Origin of the sequence: Blautia hominis (assembly GCA_002270465.1) — a bacterium.
Taxonomy (GTDB): domain Bacteria; phylum Bacillota; class Clostridia; order Lachnospirales; family Lachnospiraceae; genus Blautia; species Blautia hominis.
Window position 1 is genome coordinate 359352 of the sequence record NQOF01000003.1, and the last position, 25076, is coordinate 384427.

21 protein-coding genes are annotated in these 25076 nt (G+C 44.6%); 18 read left to right on the forward strand and 3 right to left on the reverse strand.

The window, feature by feature from the left end:
* The first annotated feature begins 23 nt into the window (after positions 1 to 23).
* From CI595_RS12250 to CI595_RS12280, 7 genes are all read left to right on the forward strand, one after another.
* Positions 24 to 704, forward strand: a complete 681-nt coding sequence (locus tag CI595_RS12250; protein ID WP_243135156.1) for an ABC transporter permease subunit — start codon at positions 24 to 26, stop codon at positions 702 to 704.
* Entirely contained in the window at positions 698 to 1603 is a 906-nt protein-coding gene (locus tag CI595_RS12255) for a carbohydrate ABC transporter permease (RefSeq protein ID WP_095173550.1), read from the forward strand. Before CI595_RS12250 ends, CI595_RS12255 begins: the two co-directional genes overlap by 7 nt.
* Positions 1604 to 1682: 79 nt before the next feature.
* Positions 1683 to 3257, forward strand: a complete 1575-nt coding sequence (locus CI595_RS12260) for an extracellular solute-binding protein (RefSeq protein ID WP_095173551.1) — start codon at positions 1683 to 1685, stop codon at positions 3255 to 3257.
* Between the two features lie 204 nt (positions 3258 to 3461).
* Positions 3462 to 5222, forward strand: coding sequence for a sensor histidine kinase (locus CI595_RS12265; protein WP_095173552.1), 1761 nt, complete (start codon positions 3462 to 3464; stop codon positions 5220 to 5222).
* A complete protein-coding gene (locus tag CI595_RS12270; protein WP_095173553.1) occupies positions 5219 to 6688 on the forward strand; it encodes a response regulator transcription factor in 1470 nt (489 codons plus the stop codon). The genes CI595_RS12265 and CI595_RS12270 overlap by 4 nt, the downstream gene beginning before the upstream one ends.
* A gap of 56 nt (positions 6689 to 6744) precedes the next feature.
* Positions 6745 to 8853 carry an alpha-N-acetylglucosaminidase gene (locus tag CI595_RS12275; RefSeq protein ID WP_095173554.1) on the forward strand — a complete coding sequence of 703 codons (2109 nt, stop codon included), beginning with the start codon at positions 6745 to 6747 and terminating at the stop codon, positions 8851 to 8853.
* 41 nt (positions 8854 to 8894) lie between these two features.
* Positions 8895 to 10304, forward strand: a complete 1410-nt coding sequence (locus CI595_RS12280) for an alpha-L-fucosidase (protein WP_095173555.1) — start codon at positions 8895 to 8897, stop codon at positions 10302 to 10304.
* A 230-nt stretch (positions 10305 to 10534) separates the two neighbouring features.
* Here CI595_RS12280 and CI595_RS12285 read toward each other — a convergent pair whose 3' ends face one another.
* The gene (locus tag CI595_RS12285; protein WP_095173556.1) at positions 10535 to 11344 is read right to left on the reverse strand and encodes a helix-turn-helix domain-containing protein; all 810 of its coding nucleotides are present in this window, start codon (positions 11342 to 11344) and stop codon (positions 10535 to 10537) included.
* Between the two features lie 251 nt (positions 11345 to 11595).
* Here CI595_RS12285 and CI595_RS12290 point away from each other — a divergent pair, with 251 nt between their 5' ends.
* The gene (locus CI595_RS12290) at positions 11596 to 12222 is read left to right on the forward strand and encodes an alpha/beta fold hydrolase (protein WP_095173557.1); all 627 of its coding nucleotides are present in this window, start codon (positions 11596 to 11598) and stop codon (positions 12220 to 12222) included.
* Positions 12223 to 12988: 766 nt separating this feature from the next.
* On the opposite strand, the gene CI595_RS12300 is transcribed toward CI595_RS12290, so the two are convergent.
* Complete coding sequence (locus CI595_RS12300; RefSeq protein WP_095173559.1) at positions 12989 to 13684, reverse strand: MBL fold metallo-hydrolase; 696 nt, start codon at positions 13682 to 13684, stop codon at positions 12989 to 12991.
* A gap of 394 nt (positions 13685 to 14078) precedes the next feature.
* Here CI595_RS12300 and CI595_RS12305 point away from each other — a divergent pair, with 394 nt between their 5' ends.
* Both CI595_RS12305 and CI595_RS12310 read left to right on the forward strand, forming a co-directional pair.
* A complete protein-coding gene (locus tag CI595_RS12305) occupies positions 14079 to 14495 on the forward strand; it encodes a MarR family winged helix-turn-helix transcriptional regulator (protein WP_095173560.1) in 417 nt (138 codons plus the stop codon).
* A gap of 6 nt (positions 14496 to 14501) precedes the next feature.
* Positions 14502 to 15365 (forward strand): NmrA family NAD(P)-binding protein, encoded by an 864-nt coding sequence (locus CI595_RS12310; RefSeq protein WP_095173561.1) that lies wholly within the window; start codon positions 14502 to 14504, stop codon positions 15363 to 15365.
* Between the two features lie 81 nt (positions 15366 to 15446).
* Here the strand turns inward: CI595_RS12310 and CI595_RS12315 are convergent, their stop codons facing one another.
* Positions 15447 to 16181, reverse strand: a complete 735-nt coding sequence (locus tag CI595_RS12315; protein WP_095173562.1) for a DeoR/GlpR family DNA-binding transcription regulator — start codon at positions 16179 to 16181, stop codon at positions 15447 to 15449.
* 287 nt (positions 16182 to 16468) lie between these two features.
* Here CI595_RS12315 and CI595_RS12320 point away from each other — a divergent pair, with 287 nt between their 5' ends.
* From CI595_RS12320 to CI595_RS12355, 8 genes are all read left to right on the forward strand, one after another.
* Entirely contained in the window at positions 16469 to 17854 is a 1386-nt protein-coding gene (locus tag CI595_RS12320) for a sulfatase family protein (RefSeq protein ID WP_162291870.1), read from the forward strand.
* Between the two features lie 120 nt (positions 17855 to 17974).
* A complete protein-coding gene (locus CI595_RS12325) occupies positions 17975 to 18526 on the forward strand; it encodes a sugar O-acetyltransferase (RefSeq protein ID WP_095174334.1) in 552 nt (183 codons plus the stop codon).
* A 328-nt stretch (positions 18527 to 18854) separates the two neighbouring features.
* Positions 18855 to 20162, forward strand: coding sequence for an ABC transporter substrate-binding protein (locus CI595_RS12330; protein WP_095173564.1), 1308 nt, complete (start codon positions 18855 to 18857; stop codon positions 20160 to 20162).
* Positions 20163 to 20279: 117 nt separating this feature from the next.
* Positions 20280 to 21212 (forward strand): carbohydrate ABC transporter permease, encoded by a 933-nt coding sequence (locus CI595_RS12335; protein ID WP_095173565.1) that lies wholly within the window; start codon positions 20280 to 20282, stop codon positions 21210 to 21212.
* Positions 21205 to 22047 (forward strand): carbohydrate ABC transporter permease, encoded by an 843-nt coding sequence (locus CI595_RS12340; protein WP_095173566.1) that lies wholly within the window; start codon positions 21205 to 21207, stop codon positions 22045 to 22047. The genes CI595_RS12335 and CI595_RS12340 overlap by 8 nt, the downstream gene beginning before the upstream one ends.
* Complete coding sequence (locus CI595_RS12345; protein ID WP_095173567.1) at positions 22048 to 22704, forward strand: aspartate/glutamate racemase family protein; 657 nt, start codon at positions 22048 to 22050, stop codon at positions 22702 to 22704.
* Positions 22705 to 22715: 11 nt separating this feature from the next.
* Positions 22716 to 24155 carry an FGGY-family carbohydrate kinase gene (locus tag CI595_RS12350; protein WP_095173568.1) on the forward strand — a complete coding sequence of 480 codons (1440 nt, stop codon included), beginning with the start codon at positions 22716 to 22718 and terminating at the stop codon, positions 24153 to 24155.
* A gap of 10 nt (positions 24156 to 24165) precedes the next feature.
* Positions 24166 to 25053: a class II fructose-bisphosphate aldolase gene (locus CI595_RS12355; protein ID WP_095173569.1), complete on the forward strand. Its 888-nt coding sequence runs from the start codon at positions 24166 to 24168 to the stop codon at positions 25051 to 25053.
* The last annotated feature ends 23 nt before the right edge of the window (positions 25054 to 25076 follow it).

Here is a 25076-nt window from a genome sequence, read left to right on the forward strand (position 1 = left end):
TCTGGAAAACGGTGTTTAATACTTTGATCATCAGTTTTGCAAAACTGATAGTAGGATTCCCGGCACCCATTATCTTTGCTATACTTATAAATGAGATGGTCTTTCCTCGTTTTAAGAAAGTAGTACAAACCTTTGCATATCTTCCTCATTTCATGTCTTGGGTAATTTTGGGAGGTATTTTCTTTTCACTGCTTTCCATCAATGGTCCAATTAATAGTATCTTGGAATTCTTTGGCATGGAAAAGATTATGTTTATGGGAAGTAAGGAGTACTTTCGAGGAGTATTGGTTCTGAGCGACGTATGGAAGAGCTTTGGATGGGGATCCGTGTTATACTTTGCAGCCATTGCAGGTATTGATCAGGAGATGTTTGAAGCCTCAAAGATGGATGGTGCAAACAAAATACAAAATATTTTTTACATTATCCTGCCGGCTATTTTTCCGGTAATCTGTATCAATCTGATTTTAAGCTTATCAGGAATCTTAAACGGGGGCTTTGACCAGGTGTTTAATCTTTACAGTGAATCTGTATATGAGGTGGCAGATATCATTGATACATATGTATATAGACTGGGTCTGAAAAATATGCAGTATAGCTTATCTACCGCAATTGGACTTTTTAAATCCGCAATAGGGTTGATCATGATTGTTGTCGTGAATTTCATAGTGAAAAAAGTGGGTGGAAAGGAAAATGCATTATGGTAAAGAAGAAAAACAAAATTAAAAAGAGCAAAGGAGAAATTGCTTTCAATTGTTTTAATGTCATTTTTATGGCAGTGATCGTAGTAATTACCTTTTATCCATTTTGGTACATAGTGGTTGTTTCGCTTAGTAAAACGGCTGCCGGAGGCGGATTTGCCTTGTGGCCGGATGAGATTAGCTTTAATGCCTATAAAGTTTTATTGGATTATGAGGCAGTATGGACCGGATATAAGAATACCATAATCCGTTGCCTGATCGGTACGTTTTTAAGCGTTGTGTTCACGGCAATGACAGCATATCCTCTCTCAAAGAGGGATCTGCCTTTTCAAAATTTCTTTACAAATTTCATATTATTTACAATGCTATTCAGTGGTGGCTTAATTCCCACATACTTACTGGTAAAAGATCTGCATTTGTTTAATACGGTTTGGGCACTTGTTTTGCCGGGCATGCTGGGAGCTTATAATATCTTTATCGTCCGTAACTTTTTCCGTTCGATTCCGGCAAGTCTTGAAGAGGCTGCCCTGATTGACGGGGCAAACTGGTTTTATATATGGTATAAGATAATTATCCCGCTGTCCAAGCCGATACTTGCCACTATTACACTTTGGATCTTAGTTGGCCACTGGAATTCCTGGTATGATGCCATGCTGTATATTCAGGACAATGATAAGACTGTAGTGCAGATGATATTAAGAAAGATAGCCATTGAGAACAATGCAAACAGCGTGAGTTCTATAAATGCATTGATGTCCAAAATACAGGCAGGAAGCGTGATGCCGTCTACGAAAATGTTGGAAGCTGCAATTACTGTGGTTACCATTTTGCCTATGCTGATCGCCTACCCATTTTTACAGAGATATTTTGTAAAAGGAATTATGGTAGGTTCTGTTAAGGGGTAAGTGCTTCAGGAAATCTGGATGGATCCGGAGGCCTAAATACAAAGAAATATAAAAAAATAATTTGCAGGAGGAATGAAAAATGGTAAAGGGAAAGAAAATGTTAAGCTTGTTGCTTGGTTTATCCATGGCGGCCGGACTGTTATCCGGCTGTGGCGGAAAATCGGATTCGGAATCCGATTCAAAATCAACATCAAAAGCGGATGGAAAAGAGGGAGATTCTATGGTATTGGATCTGGCTATCCCATGGCCCGAGAAGTATACGGAAGATCAGCAAGTTCGCAAGATGTTAGAAGAAAGATATGATGTAAAATTTGAATATCATGTAAGTCCCGGAAAGGAAGGGGTTAATCTGCAAATCGCTTCAGGCGATACCCCTGATTATATGGTTGAATTTAATGTCACCGATTATTGGAATCTGGTGGATCAGGGAGTCTTAGCGGAAATTCCGGTAGAAATGCTGAAAGAACATGCTCCCAGATACTGTGAATGGGTAGAACGTGAGAGCGGCATGGGAGAAAATGTGTGGGAGCAATTTATGAAAGATGGAAAGAATTATGCCATGCTAAACTTATGGACTCTGGCAACCAGCGGTAATGTTATGGGATACCGTCAGGATCTCCTGGAGGACGCAGGCGTTGAAAAAGCTCCGGAGACGATTGATGAGATGGAAACAGCCTTTAAGGCTATAAAGGACAAGCTGAATATTCCTGCGTTTGGCGCCGAAGGGGCAACCGTGGAGGGCGCTGAATGCATGACACCTTTTGGAGCCATATTCGGAGCCTTCGGAACTTACCTGTGTAATTATGAGGAGGACGGAGAATTAAAATATGGTCCCATTCAGCCGGAAGCAAAACAGGCATTGGAAGTGCTGAACCGCTGGTACGAAGCAGGCTATATCGATCCTGAATTTATAATCACAAAACATGAGCAAATGAATGAGAAATTTGCTAACAGTGAAATTGCATCAGCGTCTTGGGCATGGTGGAACTTTACGCCAAAAGAAGCCTTTTTCGGAGGAGATTATTATGAAACAGCTCATGAAAAAGATCCGGAAGTCTCCTTTACCCTTACGAATCCTCCAAAAGGACCGGAAGGCAAATCAGGTATGACTCAGCAAAATCCTATAATTGGGGTTATTGTATTCGGAAAACATTTAGAAGATGAACCGGAAAAACTTGCAAAATATCTGGAAGTGTTTGACGGATCCTTTGACCGTGAAGTTCAGGATTTACTTTACTACGGTATAGAGGGAGAGACTTACACATATGACGAGGAGAACGGCCGTACATGGCTCCCGCCCTATGATACACAAGAAAAACGTAACGAATTTGGTATTGACCTGTATCTGCTTCCCGGATGTTTTAATGACTATGATCTACTGGCAAAGTATATGACACAGCCACAGTATATGGATATACGCAAAGATGCTGAGACTAAGGGTACCGGAAAATATGATGTGCTGGCCCCGTATTATCGTCCTGTCTATAATGAAAAAAGTGAAACAATAAACAAAATATATCAGAATGCTTACCTTGACTTTATCACAGGGGAACGTCCCATCAGTGAATTTGATCAGTTTGTGGAAGAATGGCTTGCAAACGGAGGAAAAGAAGTTCTGGAAGAAGGCGAAGAAATATTCAAAAATATCCAGTAAAACAGGGAATTAAAATGCGACTTTCATGGTAAATAATGTATAATGGTTTTAGGATGAAAACGTGACAATTATTTAATATGAATAGGCAAAATATCGCGCTGGCTGCTGCGGGAATCTCATGCACAAGCGTATAAAACATCCCGCAGGGCAACAGCCGTGAATAGCAACGATAATTTGCCTTTTCATATATACGCGAGGTGAATCATGAAAACTGATAAAACATTAACCATGAAGCAAATTATATTACGTTCCTGTATTCTTCTGTTTGTGATACCGTTGTTGGTCTTTGGCTGGATTTTATTCTATTATTCAGCAAAGACCATTCATAAACGTATCATCGCAGAGCAGCAAAGTGTTGTGGGATTAATGAATTTGGTCCTGGAAAAGCAGCTGAAACAAATGGAACAGAATGCAAGACAGATTTATCTGGATAGCGAGGTTCAAAGGATAGTAAAAGAAACGGATTTTAAAAATTTCAATTCAAGGCTTGCAGCAGATTATCGATATCTTGATGATTTTATGGATTCCATTAATGCGGATAATAGCGATTTGAAGATGGAATCCGTTATTTTAGTGACAAAAGAAGGGGATTTTTATACAAATTCTTTTGTGTCAAAACAGTTTATGAGTGATATTGTTTTGAAAGAATGGTGTCCCGCTGCACAGAAGGAGAATGGAAAAAGTGTCATTATAGGAATCGCAAAGAATGATGAGAATAAGGATGTTTTAGTGCTGGGGAAGATGATGATACATCCCAAGAGCCTGCAATTTCTGGGCACTCTTTTCACTACCTACAGTGTGGAGGAATTATTTCAACCCTTGCAGAGCCGCCTAAGTGATACCACAGATATTTATGTTGCTAAAAATGATAATACTGTGCTCTATTCTGATGCACCAAATAAGGATGAGTTTGCAGAGTTCCTAAACACTAAGCGTGCTGCTTTGGAACAAGAGGGGTATCTCGAGGCGGAAAAATCAAATAAAAAGATTGTCTATATCGCATCTGCAAAGGAAAAAATGAAACTCTGCGTGTTTAGCTGTATCTCTTTTTCAACGGTTCGTGCACAACTGTTGAAGCAGCAGATAACTGTAATTTTTTTAGGGATCATCTGTATTATACTGTTCACGGTATTTATTCGCTATATTAACCGTAAATTATACAAACCTATTGAGGCTATTACTAAAGGAGGAGAAAAAGGTGATGTGATCAATGGAACAGATAGTGACTGCTATGAATTAAAGCAGATTAGCGATACTATCATGTCCCTTTCCAAGAAGTCAGCGGATGGGGAAGCGGAGATTGTAAAATTGGTTGAAAAATGCGAAAGTATAACCCTTGAGAAACTGCAGGCACAGATTAATCCGCATTTTTTATATAATACGCTTACAAATATTAAGTATATCTCCATTTTAAACCATCAGGATCAAATCAGCCAACTTATTTCAGCGTTAGTTAAGCTGTTACGCAGTACAGTCGGCCGGGATGGAAATATGATTTCGTTAAGTGAAGAGATTGAAAATGTAGAGTATTATATGCTGATCCAAAATGTTGTTTATAAGGGCAATATCCGTTTTACCATAGAGATTGAACCGGATATAAAAGATTTGTTGATCCCCAATTTTATACTGCAGCCATTGGTTGAAAACTGTATCTTTCATGGTATCTATCCAAGTGAAAAGGGTGGTGAAATCACCATTTTGGGGAGTAGAAAAGAAGAGGGAATCCTTCTGCAGATCAAGGACAATGGAGTGGGATTTTGCGAAGACAGTCTTATTAATTTCATGCAGACAGGAGAACAAAAAAAGAGTGAACATCTGACTAATCTGGGAATAAAAGCAGTGCATAAAAAGATACAATTGTTGTGCGGTGATGACTACGGAATCAAAATATTCAGCAAGAAAAATGAGGGCTCTGTGGTAAATATTAACCTTCCCTGCATTGTAAAACAGGAGGCAGACCAATGATCGATGTATTAATTGTAGATGATGAACCCATGATTATTGAGATCTTAAGGAGAACAATAGACTGGAAGAAATATAATATGCGTGTGGTAGGGTGTGCTTATGATGGTTTTGCTGCAATAGATTTTTTGAAAAAGCACGATGTAGATATCGTTTTTACAGATGTTAAAATGCCTCATATGGGAGGGTTGGAACTAATAGAACGGCTGCACGAGTTTCTGCCCGATTTATTGTTTGTGGTGATCAGTTCATATAGTGATTTTAACCTGGTCAGGGAAAGTTTTAAAAATGGGGTAGAGGATTACATACTAAAGATTGACATTGATAATGAAAAGGTTCTGGACAAACTTTTGAGTAAACTCAAATCCAAAGTGGAACTGCGTAATCCTATAGCTGGATCAAAATATCCAACGGAACAGCTCTTGCAGAAAATCAATCATGAACAAGCCTATTTAGAGCAGTGTGTATTTAGGATGATGACCATAACACTGGAGGATAATGTAAAGACGGTTCTGGTGTCTGAACTGCTTTTTATACTTCGGGAAAATGCAGCACATTTTGTATTCGGATTCTTTGACTGGAAGATCATTATCCTTTGTTTTGGAGAAGATGCAGAGCAGGTTTCAAATATCTGTGATTTCCTGGTACAAAAAATACATAGTGATCCGGAGGCAGATCAGATCCTCATCGTTGGTTCCAGTAACTGCTTGGGGTATAAAAACTTAAATGAACTGTATGATCAGGCAAAACAATCCTTAGATGCCGGATTTTATCACCCACGTGAGGCTTATTTTCAATACAAGAATACTTCAAATAGGGAATATTTGGCAGCCTATAAGCGCTTGATGGAAATGACATCTAAATTAATGGAAAGTGTATCCATACATGAATTATCAAATGGGATAGACCATCTCTTTTGTATTATTAGTAAAGAAGAGACCACACCAAGTCTGATAAAAGAAAATCTGGTGAGTTTTTTTGGGGAGCTCCATCGGGTGATTGATAAGAAATTTGGCAGTATGGCAACGGAAAACATTTTAGCCCTTACAGGACTGATCTTATCAGCAACTGACTATGCGGAATTAAAAGAGCTGTGCAGCAATAAAATTTATGAACTAAGTTTGAAATTGAATGATCAGATGAATATTCCGTTATCCGATGCCATTCAGGCATATATACATATGCATTATCACAACCCGAATTTGACCATTCAAGATGTGGCGGATGACCTCCATGTAAATCAGAGAAGTATCAGCAATTGCTTTGCAGAAAAAATGGGCATGCATTTTAAAGATTATCTCAACCAAATCAGAATTGAGAGGGCAAAAGAGATTTTGGCAAATTCCTCATTACGAATAAACGAGACGGCAGCCCGGGTTGGTTATTCAAGCGTAGAACACTTTTCACGCCTCTTTTCAAAAAGTGTAGGAGAGTCACCCATTAAATATCTAAAAAGAAATAGACCGTAAAATAATAACCAAAGAATAATGGAACCGGATAAAGTTGAAAACAGGAGATTGAAGAAATGGATGCAATACAAAATTTAGCAAAACGTGTTCTGCCGAAACACTGGGAACAAATAAACTTTGAAAAGATACAAGCTGTTGGAGAACAGGATGTCTATGAAGTAGATACGCTTGAGGGAAAATTAGTGATCAGGGGTAATAACTACATAAGCATGGCTGTGGGACTGGGGTGGTATCTGAAACAAGTTGCAAATTGTAATCTTTCTTGGTGTGGAAGCCGGATGGAATTGCCGCCGCTGCTCCCCCCTGTAGCCAAGTGTTTCAGAACTGTGATCGAACAGAAATACCGGGTTTATATGAATTATTGTACCTTTAACTACTCCGCATCATGGTGGAACTGGGAGCGGTGGGAGAAGGAAATCGATTTTATGGCATTAAACGGTATTAATATGCCCTTAAGTGTCGTTGGGATAGAAGGTGTTTGGCGTGATACGCTGATCGAGTTTGGATTTACGGATGAAGAAGCACGTGAATTTTTATGTAGCCCGGCATTCTTGGCATGGCAGTGGATGACAAATATTGAAGGATTCTGCGGTCCTCTTCCAACAAAATGGATAGAATCCCATGTGGCTCTGGGGCAAAAAATAATAGAGCGTGAGCGGAGTTTGGGAATGCAGCCCATACAACAGGGATTTTCAGGCTTTGTTCCTTTGCTTTTAAAAGAAAAGTATCCGGATGCAAATATTATGAAAAAGGAAGAGTGGTTTGGCCTGCCTGCCACAGGGCAGCTTGATCCTACAGACCCTCTTTTTGAAAAATTGGGCACTCTCTTTTTACAGAAACAGAAAGAGTTATTTGATACAGACGGGTTCTATGCGATCGATCCATTTCATGAGAGTGAGCCGCCGCTGAACACCACAGAATATTTGGAAGCAGTTGGTGATTCCGTTAAAAATTTACTGACAAACTTTGATCCAGATGGTGTTTGGGTTGCACAATCCTGGTCAATACGTCGTGATATTGTGTCAAGAATGGATAAAAAGCACCTTCTCATTTTAGACTTATGCGGAGAGAAGCATACGGAAACTGATAATTTCTGGGGGTATCCGTTTGTTACCGGTACGCTTCATAATTTTGGCGGCAGAACAAACCTGCATGGGGATTTAAAGATGCTGGCATCTAATCCTTATAAAACAGTGTCCAAAATTGCGCCAAATGTATGTGGAACGGGATTGTTTATGGAAGCGATCGGACAAAATCCTGCATATTATGATTTGGCGTTTACCCAGCTGACGGGTAATGGGACAGTGGATCTGTCAGAATGGATGGATAAGTATATGCTGCGCCGTACCGGAGTTGACTCGGCAGAGGTGCGCAAAGCGGGAGAGATCCTGTTAAAAACTGTTTATATGCCTGGTACAAACGGAGTGGAAAAAAGCTCTATTGTTGCTGCAAGACCTGCAGTCCGGGTTAAAAAATCCGGTCCTAATGATGGATTTCACTATCCTTATGGAAATAAAAGACTATTTACAGCATTAAAGCTACTTATGGCTGCTAAGGTGAATGCAGACGGTGCACGGTATGATGTGGTTGATATTTTACGCCAGGTACTGAGTAATTATGGACAAGCTTTGTATACAAAGGTTGCAGATGCTTTTTTAAACAGAGATGCAGAAGCTTTTAGGGCAGAGTCAGAGTCTTTTCTGGAATTACTTTCTGATATGGATATACTGCTGTCATCACGGTCTGAATTCCGGTTGGATAAGTGGATTGGGGATGCGCGCAGCTGGGGAGAGACTTCAGAAGAAAAACATTATTACGAATGGAATGCAAGTGTGCTTCTTACTCTGTGGGGGACCACGGATCGAACTCATATTTTTGACTATGCGTGGAAAGAATGGTCGGGAATGATTGAATCATTTTACAAACAAAGATGGAGCAAATTTTTTGAAATGCTTGCCCGCTGTCTGGAAAATGATGAGGAATATGTGGAGGATGATCTTCCCCAGATTTTTGAACGGCAGGCATGGCGGGCGAATGCGTTCTATAACAGATTAGCGGATTGGGAAACTGCGTGGACGACACAGACAAAGGAATTTTCAGCAGAAAAACCAGACGAACTTGAGATAGTCAGTACTTTAATTTCAAAATATGAAGACCGTATTTAGTGTTAAACACAACTATATATAAAAGAGGAGAATCGTGAATTATGGGCGTTACCGGAGAAATTAAAAAAGATGAAAATTTACAGGAAGAAATTGTTGATAATGGGGTTCATCTTTATTCTGATCATAAAGATTATATCCCGCCAAAGGAGCAGGCAGTTAAAGAAAACCTGGCACGTTTTATGGGTCTGAAACTGGGTTTTATGGTACATTGGGCGCCTGCCTGCCAATTGGGAATTGTGGAGTCCTGGCCACTTTCAGACGGAGACGAAAGCTGGAGCCGGCAGGACATTGACTGGACAGATGATATGGATGAATTTAAACAGCAATACATTGATTGCAATAAAACCTTTAATCCAGTCAAATTCAGGCCGGATAAATGGGCTGCATTTGCTGAGGAATGCGGTTTTAAGTATCTTCTCTTCAATACGAAACATCATGATGGCTTTTGCATGTTTGATACAAAGACCACGGATTATAAAATAACAGATTCATCCTGCCCGTATTCAACAAATCCGAATGCGGATATTGTTGGTAGAGTATTCGAGGAATTCAGAAAGAAAGGAATGGCTATTTCGGCCTATTTTTCAAAGCCGGACTGGCACAGTGACTACTATTGGGCAAAGCAATTTGGAGATGCAGTTGACAGGAATGTAAACTATGACATTGATGAGTACCCGGAACTTTGGGAAAAATTTGTTGAATATACCCATAAGCAAATGCTGGAGTTGACGTCTAATTACGGTAAGATTGATGTCCTTTGGCTGGATGGAGGCTGGGTGAACCCGGAGATCAAAAAACAGGATATCCGATTAGGGGAAGTGGTAAATACCATAAGAAACACCACGCAGCCACACTTGATTGTAAGTGACCGTACTGTTTCGGGAGAATATGAGAACTTCATCACTCCGGAACAGATGGTTCCGGAAAAGCCAATTCCTGTTCCATGGGAAAGCTGCATCAGCCTTGGAGAAGGTTTTTCATATTCTTATTCTGATCACTATAAATCAGCACATGAGCTTGTCCACCTGCTGATTGATATTGTTGCGAAGGGCGGGAATCTGGCGCTGAATATAGCACCGCAGCCGGATGGTAATCTTCCGGAGGAAGGTATGAAATCTTTATATGGACTTGGAAAATGGCTTAAAATAAACGGCGAAGCCATATATGAAACCGTTGTTTGCGAAACCTTAGAGTCCAATGAAACCTATGCCTTTACACAAAAGGCAAACGCTATTTATATGTTATATAAGTATAGTGAGGGTTCTATCCGCTTACCAAGAAGCATAGAATTAGCCATCTCAGATCCTGTTCGTGAAATACGCCTTTTAAGGACAAATGAAATCATTCCTTTTGAAAAAAATGCAACTGGCATTACTATTTTAACCGCAAAATTAGAAGTGGCAGTAAGTGATGCAGAGCATTGTGACTGTTTTAAAATAGTAATGGAATAACAGGAAAAAAGCACTTGCAAGGATATTCTGTTCGGAGACATAGCAACGAAAATATTAACCGGCAACGAATGGAGCGCGGACAATCAGTAAAGGATTGTCTGCGCTCTATCTTTTTCCCCGGTACACCTGCGTAGTTTTCCTAAAGTCACGCTTTTCATGAGGTTTTTTCTTGTCAGAACTGCGTAGTAGGATTCCAACAATCCACTGTAATTGCCTATAAAGTCTTGCTTTCAGCTTTTAAGCATATCATTTGAAGGAAGTCTGCCAAAAAAAGCCTTATATGTTTTGGAAAAATAGGAGTCGTTCTTGAAACCGCTTAAAGCAGCGCTTTCACTGATGCTGTAATTTCCCTCCAGCAGCAGACTTCTCGCATGCTGGCATTTGAGGAAATTTGCATACTGAATAATAGTATTGCCTGTCATTTCTTTAAATGTATGACATAGATAAAACTTACTGTATCCGGTGTCAGCACACAATTCATCGATGGTAATGTGTTCAAGAAAATGTACACGCAGATACGAGATTATCTTTTTTACCACCTGTACCTGCTGATTCTCTGTAGATTTCTGTTCGGCTGTATCATCAATGTACTCTCGCATCAAAAGGATGACAATAGAAATGATTTCTGTCTGCACAGCCTGTTTGTAATAAGCATCCTTTCTTTCCATTTCCGCGATGATTCGTTTGATGGATGCTTCCATTCGGGCATCCTTTATCTTTTTCTTAAAAACAAACAGATGTGGCTCAAGTCCCAGAGGGCTGTACAGCGCACTCCCCAGATCAAGGGAATACATGCGGCATTCGGATTCCGTAAACCCATCATGGATATCTCCGGAATTGACAATGGCGATATCACCCTCTTCCACGAAAATGCGGTCACTGCCGGAAATCACCCAGCCCTGCCCGTATTCACAATAGACGACCTCTATACAGTCGTGCCAGTGGAGATACGCAGCGTCAGGATGACTGGCTGAGAGTACCCTGCATCCAAAAATAAGCGGAAAATCCGCATCAAGGTCATTGTGTAATTCATATTTCATATATCATCGTACACCTTTCCGGAGAACAATATTGTGTTAACTTATGGCAATATCCTTTCTTTTGATTCTTTGGTTTCTAGTATATAATGATATTATATTCTGTGTCAAATGATATCAGCACGGACAATATAGGCGTAGTTTTTTCGCAGTGGAATCCCCTTATTTTCCGAAGGTGCAGGCAGAAAGCGTTAAGGAAGCGATAACTTCCGGTTGGTCGAACTGGAAAATCAGAATTTGAAAGGAAGATGTAGATGAAAAACATTTTTATACATGGTTCGGGTCATATGTCGACAAGTTGGAATGAAACGGTTTCATATATGAATAACAATAAAGATATTTTGTGTCCAAACTTATCCTCAATTCTTAACGGAAAAGAGGCCAGTTATAATAATTTATATTCTTTATTCGCTGAATATTGTAATGATAATGACGGACAAATAAACTTATGTGGTATTTCGTTAGGAGGTATATTGGCATTAAATTATACTTTGGATTTCCCTGATAAAGTAAATTCATTAGTTTTAATCGGGACTCCGCATAAAATTCCCAAAGTAATGTTTAGTATTCAAAATATAATCTTTAGATTTTTGCCAAAATCATTGTTTGAGAATATGGCATTTAATAAAAAAGACACTTTCATATTGGGAAACTCTATGAAAGAATTAGATTTCAGCAACAACGTCAATAGAATAAAATGTCCTACTCTTGTGATTTGCGGAAAAAAAGATAGTGCTAACATGAAGTCTGCATATTATTTAGCGGATAATATCCCAAATGCCAAACTAAAGATCATTGAAAATACGGGGCATATTGTAAATGAAGAAAATCCGAAAATTTTAGCAGAAATATTAAACGAATATTATAGTGAAACCAAATAAAACGTATCATGTTTACGGAATACAGAAAGGTTATTTCCGGTTTATCGGGCAGAACAACATATGATCAAAGAACCGGATGCAGAGCTGATAACACACTTGCCCGGAGGTGACGGAGCCGGCAATGGAGGATAAACTATGAAGAGGAAAAAGGAATACTTGGTTTCATCAATGCTATTTGCCATAGGTGCGGTAATTTGGATTACTACTATTCCCCTAAACTGCCATTATAGGGGAGCTTTTGATACATGGTTTCTGCTGCATTGCTGTTGTGCACTATTGTTCAGTGTGGCAGCTATCGCTTTTTTTATTAAGTACAGACGCAGCGGGCGGAATAAGGATGGCAAATAACATCTGGTCTCCGGAAATGATGAACAAAAGTACATAATATGGAGAAGATGCTATAAAAATCGGCCTGAAGGTGCGGGTGCTGTGGGTTTTATTCTAACATCCCGGAATATGGAGAATATGATGTCCTGTTCATCAATCTGATGGGTGAGGCCATGTATGCAGCCATTTATAGGAGCCTTGAACATAAGCCGTCGATGGAGCAGCTTGCTGATTAGTATGAAAAAGTAATGAACACCAATCTTGTAATGCAATTTTTGATCGCTGCGGTATTTGGCATATAATGAACCGACCTGTGATCCCAGAAGCAACTCCGGCTTTATGTCGGTATGATTACGGAATGGCAAAACTGGCGAATACGATTTTTAGTAAGAGAGCAGACGTTGGCTGGCGGCGGGGCGGTCATCATGATAATAGACATTCAGCTTTCTGACAAACCGTATAGGTAACTTAATAAATCCTCTTTTCTTAGTGGTTCTGCATGGCTTAAAACGCAGTAAATGCAGTCCGTCGCTTGAATCATATGCACCAGTTTCCGCAGCTTGCTTTTATCCATATAACCATTGTTGAAAAAATCTTCACTTGTGGCATCTCCCAGGAAGAGGACTTTTTCCTCCGGTACATAAACACAAACGGTATCTTCAGAATGAGGGGCTTCGGTGTGATATATTTTTGCGGTCATTCCACCTAAGTCTAGAAGAAGCTCTTTCCGGAATTGAATGTCGGACAATACGATATGCAGTTTTGTTTCACCATGATATTCTCGTTCAAAACAAAGATCCTCTTTTTTTAAACGATTAATATACGACGGTTCAAGAGCTTTTTCTTGTTGCTCCTTCAGGAATAAATTTGTTTTTTCGTGGGCGATGCTGGCTCCATGAATCCGGCTCATGCCAAATGTGTGGTCGTAATGCCAGTGTGTTATGACGGTAAAATCAGGTTTTTTAAGCCCTGCTCCTTTTAATTGATCATAAAAGTCATCAATATGTTTTGCTGAATATCCAGCGTCTATGGCAAGCGAAAATCTGCTTCCTTTCAAGTACGCAAGCATGGGACGATCTACTTCTGCTTCATGTGGCAGATAATAAATTCTATCGGTAAGATTTTTTATGCCCATTTTTTATTCCACCTTTCTGGTAATATTTATTTTTATGGAATCGCATTTTCTATGTCTGCAGAAAACATCGTATCTATCGTAACATCGCCCGTCTGTTCTTCATATTCTCTGGTTCCTGCCCTATTCACATTTTATCATCAGCCGGCAAATCTGTCTATTCTGTTACCGATTTTGGGCAGGATCATGGAAGGCTCCACGACAAGCATTATCATGCCTTTGATCAAAGGGATGAAATGCAGTTGCTGCGATAATTCTCTTGTTGGTATAAAGGAAACGATGGAGCAAGGATACTGTAAAAGTACGGATTTTATAGGATTGGCGTGTAGAAAAATATCTTGACATAGTTAACCAGATTAACTATAATAGGTTTAAAAATAAGGTTCAGGGAAAACAAATGAATGAAGAGGAAAAGAATGCCTGGGAAATCTCTCTTTTTTGCCGCTTGAATATGAATATGAAACGGGAACTTCCCATTCGTCCAAGTGAGATGGGGCTTCTGATATTTATTGCGGAAAGTGAGCGGGAGGTGACCCCGGTCATGGCGGCTGAGTTTTTTAAGGTCAGTAAGCCGATGATCGCGGTGATGGTTAAAAAGCTGTGCAGGATGGAGTATATCAGAAAGGTCCCGTCAACGGAGGATAAGAGGAAATATCTTTTAATGCCTGAGGATAAAGCCATAGAATTAGTAAAAGAAACCCATGAGGAATATCTGAGGAATATGACATTGCTGCAAAAAGGCATGGGGGAGGAACGTTTTACAACATTCATCGGGCTTTTGCGGGAGGCAAATCAGATTCTGGAAAGAGAGTAGAAAAAAATGGGTAAGATTTTAGTGACAGGAGCGTCCGGCAATGTGGGCGGGTTTGTGTTGGAATATCTGCGGCAGGCCGGACAGCCGGCGGTGGCGGCGGGTACCCGGCCGGAAAGACTGGAGGAGGGTATGGCAGGGAAGGCGGAGTGCAGATACCTTGACTTTTCAAAGCCGGACAGCTTTCAAACGGCGCTGGAAGATATCGACAGGGTGTTTCTTATGCGGCCGCCGCAGATGGGCGACCCGGGGGAGATGCTGCCGTTCCTGACCTATATGAGGGATGAGAAAAACATAAAGATGGCAGTGTTCCTTTCTCTGATCGGAATTGAAAAGAATCCCATGCCTCCTCATCATAAAATAGAAAAGTATATCCGTCAGTCTGGGATACCGTACTGCTTTTTGAGACCCAGTTTTTTCATGCAGAATTTATCAGGGATACATGCCTTTGAGATACAGCATTTTGACAGGGTGGTTGTCCCTGTGGGTAGGGCATTGACCAGTTTTATTGATGCGGAGGATATCGGGGAGATAGGGGCAGAGGTCCTCTTAGAACCGGATGCGCACAGAAATACGGCCTATGATCTGACGGGGCCGGAGGCCATTGATTATTACCGGGCGGCAGAGATATTTTCTGAGGAGCTGGGCAGAGAAATAAGATATGACGCCGTTTCACCCGGACTGGCTTTGAATTACTGGATCCATATCCGGGGGATTGAGGCTGAGTACGCGAAAGTGATGCACATGCTTTACCGGCTGACCAGAATGGGCACAGCAAAGCATGTGGCAGATGATTTTGAGAAAGTGATGAAGAAGAAACCGCATGATTTTCGGATGTTTGTAAGGAAAAACAAGGATGTTTGGGTAAGGTAGGTTCTGTGTCTGTGCCAAAAGGAGGACACCCCGGACAAAAGGTGCCGTGTCACGAAAGGCACGGTCCGGCGGGATTGAGGCTCATAAGGTGATGAAGTTGGTATATCCCGCCAGCTCCTGGGGAATCTGTTCGGTGATGATGGGGTAGGTGTCTAAGTCCGCTACTTTTACCATTGCGATCAACCCGAATTTTGAGCTGTCCAGAAGGAAATACGGCTGCTCTGAGTTTTTCAGCGCTATGGTCTTGATCACCTGTTCGTTCATATCGTGATTGGTGATTCCCGACTGGATGGCAAATCCGCTGGCGCCCAGAAAGCATTTGTTGAAGTACAAGGTCTGCATGACCGTTTCAGTCAGGGGTCCCAGGCAGGAGTTGGTTGTTTTCTTTATACTGCCGCCGATCATCAGACAGGGAATATCATAGGCAATTAACTGGTTGATATGGGAGATTCCGTTTGTCAATACCGTGATCTTCTTATCGGCAAGGTAAGGGATCATCAGATAGGTTGTGCTGGAGGGGTCCAAAAAGATGACGTCGCCTTCTTTTACCAGGGAGGCGGCTTTTTTTGCGATCAGGTCTTTGGAGTCTTTGTTCATATTCAACTTGGTCGTTATGTTCAGCTCTACAGGTCTCTGTGAAATTTTTACCCCGCCCCCATGGAGCAGTTCGATTTTGTGTTCCTGCTCCAGCTTGGTCAAATCTCTGCGGAGTGTGGATATGGAAATTCCCAGTTCTTCCATGAGAGATTCTGTGGATTTGATTTCGTTTTTGGACAATATCTCCAGAATCCTTTCTTGTCTCACTGCAGGTATCATTGCTTTCACCTCATTCTATTTCTTGTATTTTGCATGGATCAGGTCATGGATCTTGGACCCATGACTGCCATTCGCCGTTCGTCAAATATGCAGGCATATTTTCCTCACTAACGTTTATTATATCATAAAATGAATGAAATGTGAATAATTTTCAAGAAAAATGATTTTAAATGATTTTTTTTGATTAATTATTGAAAATAATTTGATTTTGAATTACAATGCTAAGATAAGAAAAAAGAAAGGGAAGAGCAGCTGGGATGGAGGCTGAACAGCTGCGGGGAGGGAATATGTACCATAGTGATAATCATATGCACCCGGACAGACATCCTAATATGATATGGATCTTTGCCGACCAGCTTAGGTTTCAGGCTTTGGGATGTAATGGGGACGGGAATGTCTGTACACCGAATCTGGATCTGATGTCCCAGTCGGGTATCCAGATAGAGGGAGGCGGGGTATCGGGCATGCCTCTGTGCTGTCCGTTCAGGGGGTCTCTGCTGAGCGGCAGATATCCCCACAGAGCGGTGCCGGGGCATGAGATGCGTCTTGACTGCACGCTTCCCACAGTGGCGGATGTATATAATGAGAACCGATATGATACCGCCTACTTTGGAAAGTGGCATTTGGACGGGTTGAAGGACGCGGAAAATACCTGTGAGAACTATGTGGTCCCAAGAAACAGGCGGGGGAATTTCAAGACCTGGATCGGTTATGAGAATAATAACAGTCCGTTTCACACATGGGTGCACGGGCATATAGGGGGAGAGGAGGGGGAGAGGGAGGCTGCCCCTTACAGACTGCCGGCATATGAAACGGATGGGCTGTCTGACCTGCTCATTTCCTATATGAAAGAAAAGAAGAGGCAGGAATCCCCTTTTTTTGCCGTGCTGAGTGTACAGCCCCCGCATGACCCGCATTTTGCGCCCCCGGCCTATATGGGGAGGCATACGCCGGGCGGCGTGGAGCTGAGGGAGAATGTGCCGAAGATCCCCAGGATAACCGAACGCGCCAGGCGGCATATTGCGGGCTATTATGGGCAGATTGAAAATCTGGACTACAACATGGGAAGGATACTGGATGCATTGGAGGAGACTGGGCTTGAGGAGAATACGCATATTTTCTTTTTTAGTGACCACGGGGAAATGATGGGCTCTCACGGGCAGTTCCGGAAAATGTCCCCCTATGAGGAGTCTGTCAGGATTCCGGTTATCTTATCAGGGGGAAGGAGTACGGCGCTGAAGCATGGGCTGAAGGGGGGATACAGGGAAAAGATATGCTTTAATCATGTGGATTTTGCGCCCACCAGCCTTGGGCTGTGCGGGCTTGCGATACCTGCATGGATGGAGGGCACGGATAAATCCTGGATGAGGATAGAGGGAAGGACGCGCCCTGCGGGGGATAAGAGGTCTGCATTTTTGCAGTCTGTGATCCCTACGGGACATTTTGACAGTGTGGATAAGCCGTGGCGGGGAGTGATAACGGAAGATGGCTGGAAATATGTGTGCCTGCCGGGCTGTGAGTGGCTGCTCTTTCATCTCACAGAGGATCCTTATGAGCTGGTGAATTATGCCCATGAACCGCTCTATGCGGAAAAGAGACGTGAGCTGTATGAGGAACTGGAGGAGTGGATCCTGGGGACCGGGGATACTTTTTTGATGCCTCCGAGGCCGTAGACGTCTGCAGTGCCGTCCGGCGTAAATACGCCGATATAGAGCACCGGTTATCTGCGCCGGGAGGCACTGGCAGTTTGGGAAATGCAGAGAAATAAAAATCTATTTTATGAGGTGGATCTTATGACAGAAAAAGAAAAATCATATGCCGGTATGCTGTACCAGCCGGGAGACCCTGAACTTGCCGGGGACCGTGACGTGACCGTTAAAAAGCTGTACGACTATAATCAGATACACCCCCTGGACCGGGACAGGCGCCAGGCGGCCATAAAGGAACTGTTTGGGAAGGCGGGAGAGAACTGTACCGTGGAACAGCCGCTCTTTTGTACCTATGGGTATAACACCACGGTGGGCGATAATTTTTTCCTGAATGTCAATTGCAAGCTTTTGGACAGCGGAAAGATCACCATTGGAAATAACGTATTTATTGCCCCTAACGTGTGTATCATTACGGAGGAGCATGCAATGGATGTGGAGCAGCGGCTGGCGGGTCTGGAATACACCCACCCGGTCACCATCGGTGACAATGTCTGGATCTGTGCCGGCGTCATGGTGCTGCCGGGGGTGACCATCGGTCCAAATAGTGTGATAGGGGCGGGTAGTGTTGTTACGAAGGATATCCCGCCCAACAGTTTGGCTGTGGGCAATCCCTGCAGTGTGATACGCACATTGTGATGGGGCTGTATTGGGATACGGCAGGTGGAGACAGGGAACGGGGGCGCTTCGGTGCCCCCGTTTCCATTGTCCGCAGGCGGCCCCGCTTTGGCGCGGGAGTCCGGCTTGCCGGACTGTTTCATGGACTGGTACATGTGCACAAAAAAGAGGCGCTGTCCTTGGGAAATAGTGATAGTGTGACTTGTGAAATTCATTCAAGATCAGATTGAACTCATATTATGGTCATAAAAAATCAAAAAATGTTCAAATAATGCTTGATTAGATGAATAAAATGTGATAGTATAATGACTGTAGAAATCATTCGTTAATTATCAGGAGGTAAGCGGAAATGAAGAAGAAGGTATTGGCAATGGTGCTGGCTGCCATGATGGCATGTACAGGACTGGCGGCTTGCGGGAGTGACGCAAAAGACGGTGATGCAAAGTCCGGCAAGAGTGCTTCCGGGGAAGTGACAGAGCTGGAGTTCTGGGGATGGTGGAGTTCAGATGCCAGAAAACCGTACATTGAAGAGATGGTGGAGGGTTTTAACGAGTCTCAGGACAAATATCATGTTACATATGTGGATACTCCTTTCGGGGATATCTTTACAAAAAACATAGCGCAGATCGCAGCCGGAAAACCCTGTGATATCATGGCGAACAGCATGGAGGAAGTGAAATTCCGTGCACAGGAGGGACAGGTGGAAAGCCTGGATGAATTCCTGGAGGATGAGACGAAGAACGCATTTTATGAACAGTATATGGATGCCTGCACCGGGGATGACGGGGAGACGTACGCACTTCCGCTTTCCGTAGATACGCGGGTTATCTATTATAATAAAGCCCATTTTGAGGAAGCGGGGATCAACGCGGAGGAGATTGTCACTTGGGATGATCTGGCGGCTGCTGCCAGGAAGCTGGACAAGAAAAACGGAGATGACTGGGAACGCGTGGGAATAGAGCCGGTTCTGGGTAACGGCGGTGTGGATACCTGGCTGGTGAATGCAAACCAGGGTCCGTGCTGGTATGACAGGGAAGCGGAAACCCCCATCGTAAATTCAGAGACAAATAAAGAGGCTTATCAGTGGATCAGGGAACAGATGGATGTGTATGGCCAGGATAAATATAATGAGCTGAAGGCGGCATGGCAGTCAGGCATGGGCGACCCGTTTGCCTCCGGTATGGTATCCATGGTGGTGCATACAAGCGGTTATGTATCCAATCTGCAGCAGTCAGCTCCTGACTTGGAATATGGTGTCATAAAAATGCCGGAATTCAAAGAGGGACAGGGCCATGTCACCACAGGCGGCGGCTTTGTATTAGAGATTCCAAAAGGCGCCAAATGTCCGGAGGGCTCCTATGAATTTATCAAATATGTGACCAGCAGGGAGACACAGGATTTCCTGTCCACAAAGCTGGGTGATTTTTCAGCCCGGAATGATTTTGATGATACCTCGGAATTTTATAAAAAACCTTTGGTGAAGGAGATTTCTTCTGCCCTGGATGAGACAGTCCTTACCCTTACGCCTAACAGGATCAAGGGGTATCAGGATGTGGTGAACCCGCTCATCGAGGAAGGGACACTTGGCACCAAATCCACAGATGAGGCATTGGATAAGGCCCAGAAGGCATTTGAAGATTTCCTGTCAAACAAATAAAGGATACAGGTCAATACGAAAAGCGGCAGATGAGGAAAGCTGTTCACCGACTTTTGCTGGTGGGCGGCTTTTTTCTTTTTCCATCTGCGGCAGCGAAAAAAAGAAAGAAGGTCTATTATGTTTGGAAAGCTTTTGACAAAGCTGGGGATTAAAAATAAAAAATCCAGAGAGACGGCATATGGATATGTTTTTATCCTGCCCTGGCTGCTGGGGATTCTCTGTTTTACCTTAGGGCCTATGGTTTTTTCCTTCATTACCAGTTTTGCGGATTATAATATGCTGAAGATTGATTTTGTGGGTGTGGAGAATTATGTCCACATGTTCACAAAGGACCAGCTGTTCTGGAAGGCATTTGGAAATACCTTGTTTTATGCCCTCATCAATATTCCGCTGGTTACCGTGGGCGGTGTTGTGGTGGCAGTCATTTTGAACAAATCCATTTTTGGACTGCGGACATTCCGTACCATTTACTATCTCCCTTCCATTATGGTTGGGGTGGGGACTTATTTTTTGTGGATGCTGCTTCTGGACCCGGCCAACGGACTGGTGAATTCCGCGCTGGCGGTGATAGGGATCAAAGGCCCGGCCTGGCTGACAGACCCCAACTGGACGAAACCGGCGATCATCGTGATGCACCTTTGGGGGCTTGGGGGGCAGATGCTCCTCTATCTGGCCAGGCTGCAGAGCATACCTCAGGACTATTATGAGGCGGCAGGCCTTGACGGGGCCAACGGATTTCAGAAATTCATAAAGATCACGGTGCCGCTTCTTTCGCCTATCATATTCTACAACCTTATCATCGGTATCATCGGTGCCTTCCAGATTTTCCAGGAGGGATACATATTCTCCGGCGACGGCAGCGGGAATCCTGCAGGTTCTCTGCTGTTCTATAACCTGCATTTGTGGAATCAGGCATTTAAAAACTTTAAGACAGGGTATGCAAACGCTATGTGCTGGTTCCTGTTTGCAATCATCATGATCATTACGGTGATCAACCAGAAGGTTTCAAAAAAATGGGTGTATTACGAGGAGGGTGAGAACGATGACTAAAGGTATGAAAAAGAAGCAGAAACTTTCATCCATTGTCCTGCTGATCATTTTGTCCCTGGGCGCGGTGATCATATTGGTGCCCATTGCGTGGATGCTCAGTACAGCGCTGAAATCAGCGCCGGAGGTGGCGGCATATCCGCCGAAGCTGCTGCCTGAGAAACCGTTGTTTGAAAACTTTGTTATCGCGTGGCAGAAGGCGCCTTTTACCAGATATACCCTGAATACGCTGGTGATCGTTTTCTTCAACATCATCGGTTCGGTTTTTGTGAACTCTTTTGTGGCTTACGGGTTCGCAAAAATTGAGTTTGCGGGGAAAAAGATTTTATTCAGCGTGGTCCTGGCCACGATGATGATCCCCGGGTTTGTGACACTGGTGCCCACCTATGTTATCTTTTCCAAGCTGCAGTGGGTGAACACGTATCTTCCGCTGATCGTACCTGCGTTCTGTGGAAATGCGTTCCATATTTTCATGATGAGGCAGTTTTACCGGACCATCCCCAATGAGCTGATGGAAGCAGCCAGGGTGGACGGGGCAGGGCATTTCTATATCTGGGGAAAACTTATGATGCCCCTGGTGAAACCCATCCTGGCCACAGTTGCGCTGATCTCTTTCAAGGGAGCGTGGAGTGATTTCCAGGGTCCGCTTCTGTATCTGAGTGACCGGACAAAATATACGCTGCAGCTTGGACTGCAGGTATTCAAGGGGCAGGGCTATACAGACTGGAATTATCTGATGGCGGTTTCTTTTCTGTCCATGATACCTATCCTGCTCCTGTTCTTCTGCTTCCAGAATTATTTTATCCAGGGTATGAATGTGGGAGGTGCGGTGAAATAGATGAAGGTTAAGGTAGGAATCATACATACCACCCCGGCAACGATTTCCAGCCTGGAGAAACTGGCTGAGCGTATCCTGCCGGAGGCGGAGCGGGTCCATATTCTGGATGATTCGATCCTGAAGGATATGATCGCGGGCAAGAGTACAGAGGATGTGAAAAAACGCTGGATGGCCTATGCGGAAATATTGAAGGAGCAGGGGGCGGACGCGGTGTTGTCCGCGTGCTCCACCGTGGGTGAGATCGCGGAGGAGGCGGACCGGTCTCTGGGCATTCCTGTCTACAGGATCGATGAGGCCATGGCTGTGCAGGCGGTGGAGAGAGGAAGCAGGATCAGTGTCCTTGCCACGCTTCCTTCCACCCTTGGGCCTACGGTCCGTCTGATCGGGCAAAAGGCCAAGGAAGCCGGGAAGAGCGTGGAGATGGAATCGGTTCTTGTGGAGGGGGCATATGCACTTCTCATGCAGGGGAACCGCCGGGAGCATGATGATAGGATACGGGAAGCCGTGGAGCAGTGCAGCAGACATTCGGATGTGATCGTGCTGGCCCAGGCCTCCATGGCTGCGGCGGTGAGCCCGGAACAGGCGGACATGGTTCTGACAAGCCCTGTCTCGGGGATGGAGAAATTGAAACGGGATTTGACAAAGCTGCATAGATAAAGGAGGTTCTTATGGAAGGGATGATCGCTCTGGATGTGGGGACCACACATATAAAAGCCGTGCTTTTCGGGGAGGACGGGGAGGAGCTTTGGAAGAGGAAAGTCCCCACGCCTCTGGAGCATGACGAGTGGGGGGCGGTGTACCGGCCCGGGGTGCTCTGGGGTCTGGTCCATGGCATGCTGCTGGAAGCGTGTGGGGCGCTGGCGGATGTTTCGGTGACGGGAATCGCGGTTACCGGTATGGCGGAGGCAGGCCTTGCGGTGGACCGGATTACGGGCAGGGAATTGTCGGACATAATCCCCTGGTTTGACAGGCGCAGCATTGGGTTTGTGGGGCAGGGGGAAGCTTTTGAGCGGACCGGGCTTCGGAACAGTTATAAGTATGGGCTCTATAAGTTCCTCTGGGTCCTGGAACACAGCCCTATAGACCGGTCACGAACCGTTTGGCTGTCTGTCTGTGATTATGTGGTATATAAGCTTACAGGTGCTTTTGTGACGGAGCCGGGTTTTGCCGCAAGGACCTATCTGTATGATATCGGCGCGGGCTGCTGGGATGAGGAGCGGATGGCTGCATTTGGCCTGAATAAGGAGAACTTTCCCTGTGTGGGAGCCTCCGGGGAAACGGCGGGGATCTGGGAAGAAAAGAAGATTCCGGTGGCTCTGGCCGGGCATGACCATGTGTGTGCTGCGTTTGCCATGCTGTACGGTGATCCCGGCAGGATTTGTGACAGTGCGGGGACATCGGAAACCTATATCGGACTGGCGGGAAAACGTGCGGGAGGGTTCCGGCAGGAGGATGGACTGCAGTATGGGCCTTTCGGGGACAGCAGATGGTATTATATGGCCAATATCCCCTCATCCGGACATTCCCTGGAGTGGTACCGGAAGAAGCTGCAGCTTACGGAGCTGTCCTATGAGGAACTCAACCGGAATCTGGAGGAACTGCCAAAGGGTCCTACGGGGATCCTGTATTTTCCCTGGCTTACCGGCAGCGGAAGCCCGTATTATGAGGCTTCCATGCAGGGGGCTTTGCTGGGGCTGCGGGAAGCGCACAGCGGCCTGGATATCATGAAGGGCATGATAGAGGGGATCCAATACCAGGGGGCATTGCTTTTGGAACAGATTGAAAAAGTGCAGGGAGTGCAGATCGGGGAAGTGATATGCGGGGGCGGAGCGGTGAACAACCACGCGCTTATGCAGATGAAAGCGGATATCCTGGGCAGGGAGGTGCTGGTACCGGCCTGCAGGGAGACCACGGCCCTGGGTGCGGCGGCTGTTTTTCTGGAGAGAGACAGGGGCAGGGAGGCAGCGGCGAGATTCCTGCTAAAGCCCATGGGGATGGAGAAGGAGTATCTGCCCGGACAGGGAAACCGTGAGGATTATAAGGAAATACTGGGGAAGCGTTTTCTGCCTATGGCAGAGATGCTGAGAGAATTCATGACACATAAATAAAGGAGCAAACATGGAAAACGTTGAAAACCTGACAAATTTATTACAGAAGGCGGGAGAGGGAAGATATGCGGTAGGTTCTTTTTCTGCCAGGTATACCAAGCTGATCAAGCCTATCATAGAGGCGGCAGTACATACGGATTCACCGGTGATCGTCCAGCTGTCCGAGAAGGAGATCGTCCGCCATCAGGTGGGGGCAAAGGCATTTGCGGATGAGTTTTACCGTGTGGTAGAGGAGCTGAAGCCGGCGGTGCCTATGGCGCTTCATCTGGACCATACGAAAAGCCTGGAGACCATACAGGAGGCCATGGACGCAGGGTTTACCTCTGTGATGATCGACGCCTCCGAGCTGGATTTTGACAAAAATGTGGAGATGACCAGGAAGGTCGTGGAGCTGGCCCACCAAAGAGGCATTACGGTGGAGGCGGAGCTGGGGAAAATCGGCACCACGGATTTTGTGGAGACGGATACGGATGAGGAGTTGTATACCGTGCCGGATGAGGCAAAGGCCTTTTGCAGCCTGACCCATGTGGACGCGCTGGCTGTTTCGGTGGGGACTGCCCATGGGGTGTACACGGTGAGAAAGCCAAAAGTGGACTTTATGCGGCTAAAAGAGATCAATGCGCGGACAGAGGTTCCGCTGGTCCTGCATGGCGGCTCGGGGGTGCCAAGCGACATGGTCTTGGAAGCAGCCCGGATGCCCCAGGGCGGTGTCAGCAAAGTGAATATCGCCACGGATCTGGAACTGGAGATGCTGGCGGTCCTGGGAAGAGAGGGCCATATGACGGAAGCGGAACTGAACGGTTATCCTTACGAGACCATTGAAAAGTGCAGGGACGCAGTGAGGAGTCTGGTGGAGGATAAGATCCTTCATTATCTCAACAGCAAGGGCAGGGCGTAAGAGCCGGGCACAAAAAGGAGGAC

Excerpts from the sequence above, each read along its gene's own strand:
- CI595_RS12345 (WP_095173567.1), top strand. The coding sequence starts at position 22,048 with ATGAAGGTTAAGGTAGGAATCATACATACCACCCCGGCAACGATTTCC.
- CI595_RS12355 (WP_095173569.1), top strand. The coding sequence starts at position 24,166 with ATGGAAAACGTTGAAAACCTGACAAATTTATTACAGAAGGCGGGAGAG.
- CI595_RS12335 (WP_095173565.1), top strand. The coding sequence starts at position 20,280 with ATGTTTGGAAAGCTTTTGACAAAGCTGGGGATTAAAAATAAAAAATCC.
- CI595_RS12285 (WP_095173556.1), bottom strand. The coding sequence starts at position 11,344 with ATGAAATATGAATTACACAATGACCTTGATGCGGATTTTCCGCTTATT.
- CI595_RS12325 (WP_095174334.1), top strand. The coding sequence starts at position 17,975 with ATGACAGAAAAAGAAAAATCATATGCCGGTATGCTGTACCAGCCGGGA.
- CI595_RS12275 (WP_095173554.1), top strand. The coding sequence starts at position 6,745 with ATGGATGCAATACAAAATTTAGCAAAACGTGTTCTGCCGAAACACTGG.
- CI595_RS12300 (WP_095173559.1), bottom strand. The coding sequence starts at position 13,684 with ATGGGCATAAAAAATCTTACCGATAGAATTTATTATCTGCCACATGAA.
- CI595_RS12330 (WP_095173564.1), top strand. The coding sequence starts at position 18,855 with ATGAAGAAGAAGGTATTGGCAATGGTGCTGGCTGCCATGATGGCATGT.
- CI595_RS12340 (WP_095173566.1), top strand. The coding sequence starts at position 21,205 with ATGACTAAAGGTATGAAAAAGAAGCAGAAACTTTCATCCATTGTCCTG.
- CI595_RS12320 (WP_162291870.1), top strand. The coding sequence starts at position 16,469 with ATGTACCATAGTGATAATCATATGCACCCGGACAGACATCCTAATATG.
- CI595_RS12270 (WP_095173553.1), top strand. The coding sequence starts at position 5,219 with ATGATCGATGTATTAATTGTAGATGATGAACCCATGATTATTGAGATC.
- CI595_RS12350 (WP_095173568.1), top strand. The coding sequence starts at position 22,716 with ATGGAAGGGATGATCGCTCTGGATGTGGGGACCACACATATAAAAGCC.
- CI595_RS12265 (WP_095173552.1), top strand. The coding sequence starts at position 3,462 with ATGAAAACTGATAAAACATTAACCATGAAGCAAATTATATTACGTTCC.
- CI595_RS12315 (WP_095173562.1), bottom strand. The coding sequence starts at position 16,181 with ATGATACCTGCAGTGAGACAAGAAAGGATTCTGGAGATATTGTCCAAA.
- CI595_RS12310 (WP_095173561.1), top strand. The coding sequence starts at position 14,502 with ATGGGTAAGATTTTAGTGACAGGAGCGTCCGGCAATGTGGGCGGGTTT.
- CI595_RS12305 (WP_095173560.1), top strand. The coding sequence starts at position 14,079 with ATGAATGAAGAGGAAAAGAATGCCTGGGAAATCTCTCTTTTTTGCCGC.
- CI595_RS12260 (WP_095173551.1), top strand. The coding sequence starts at position 1,683 with ATGGTAAAGGGAAAGAAAATGTTAAGCTTGTTGCTTGGTTTATCCATG.
- CI595_RS12255 (WP_095173550.1), top strand. The coding sequence starts at position 698 with ATGGTAAAGAAGAAAAACAAAATTAAAAAGAGCAAAGGAGAAATTGCT.
- CI595_RS12280 (WP_095173555.1), top strand. The coding sequence starts at position 8,895 with ATGGGCGTTACCGGAGAAATTAAAAAAGATGAAAATTTACAGGAAGAA.
- CI595_RS12290 (WP_095173557.1), top strand. The coding sequence starts at position 11,596 with ATGAAAAACATTTTTATACATGGTTCGGGTCATATGTCGACAAGTTGG.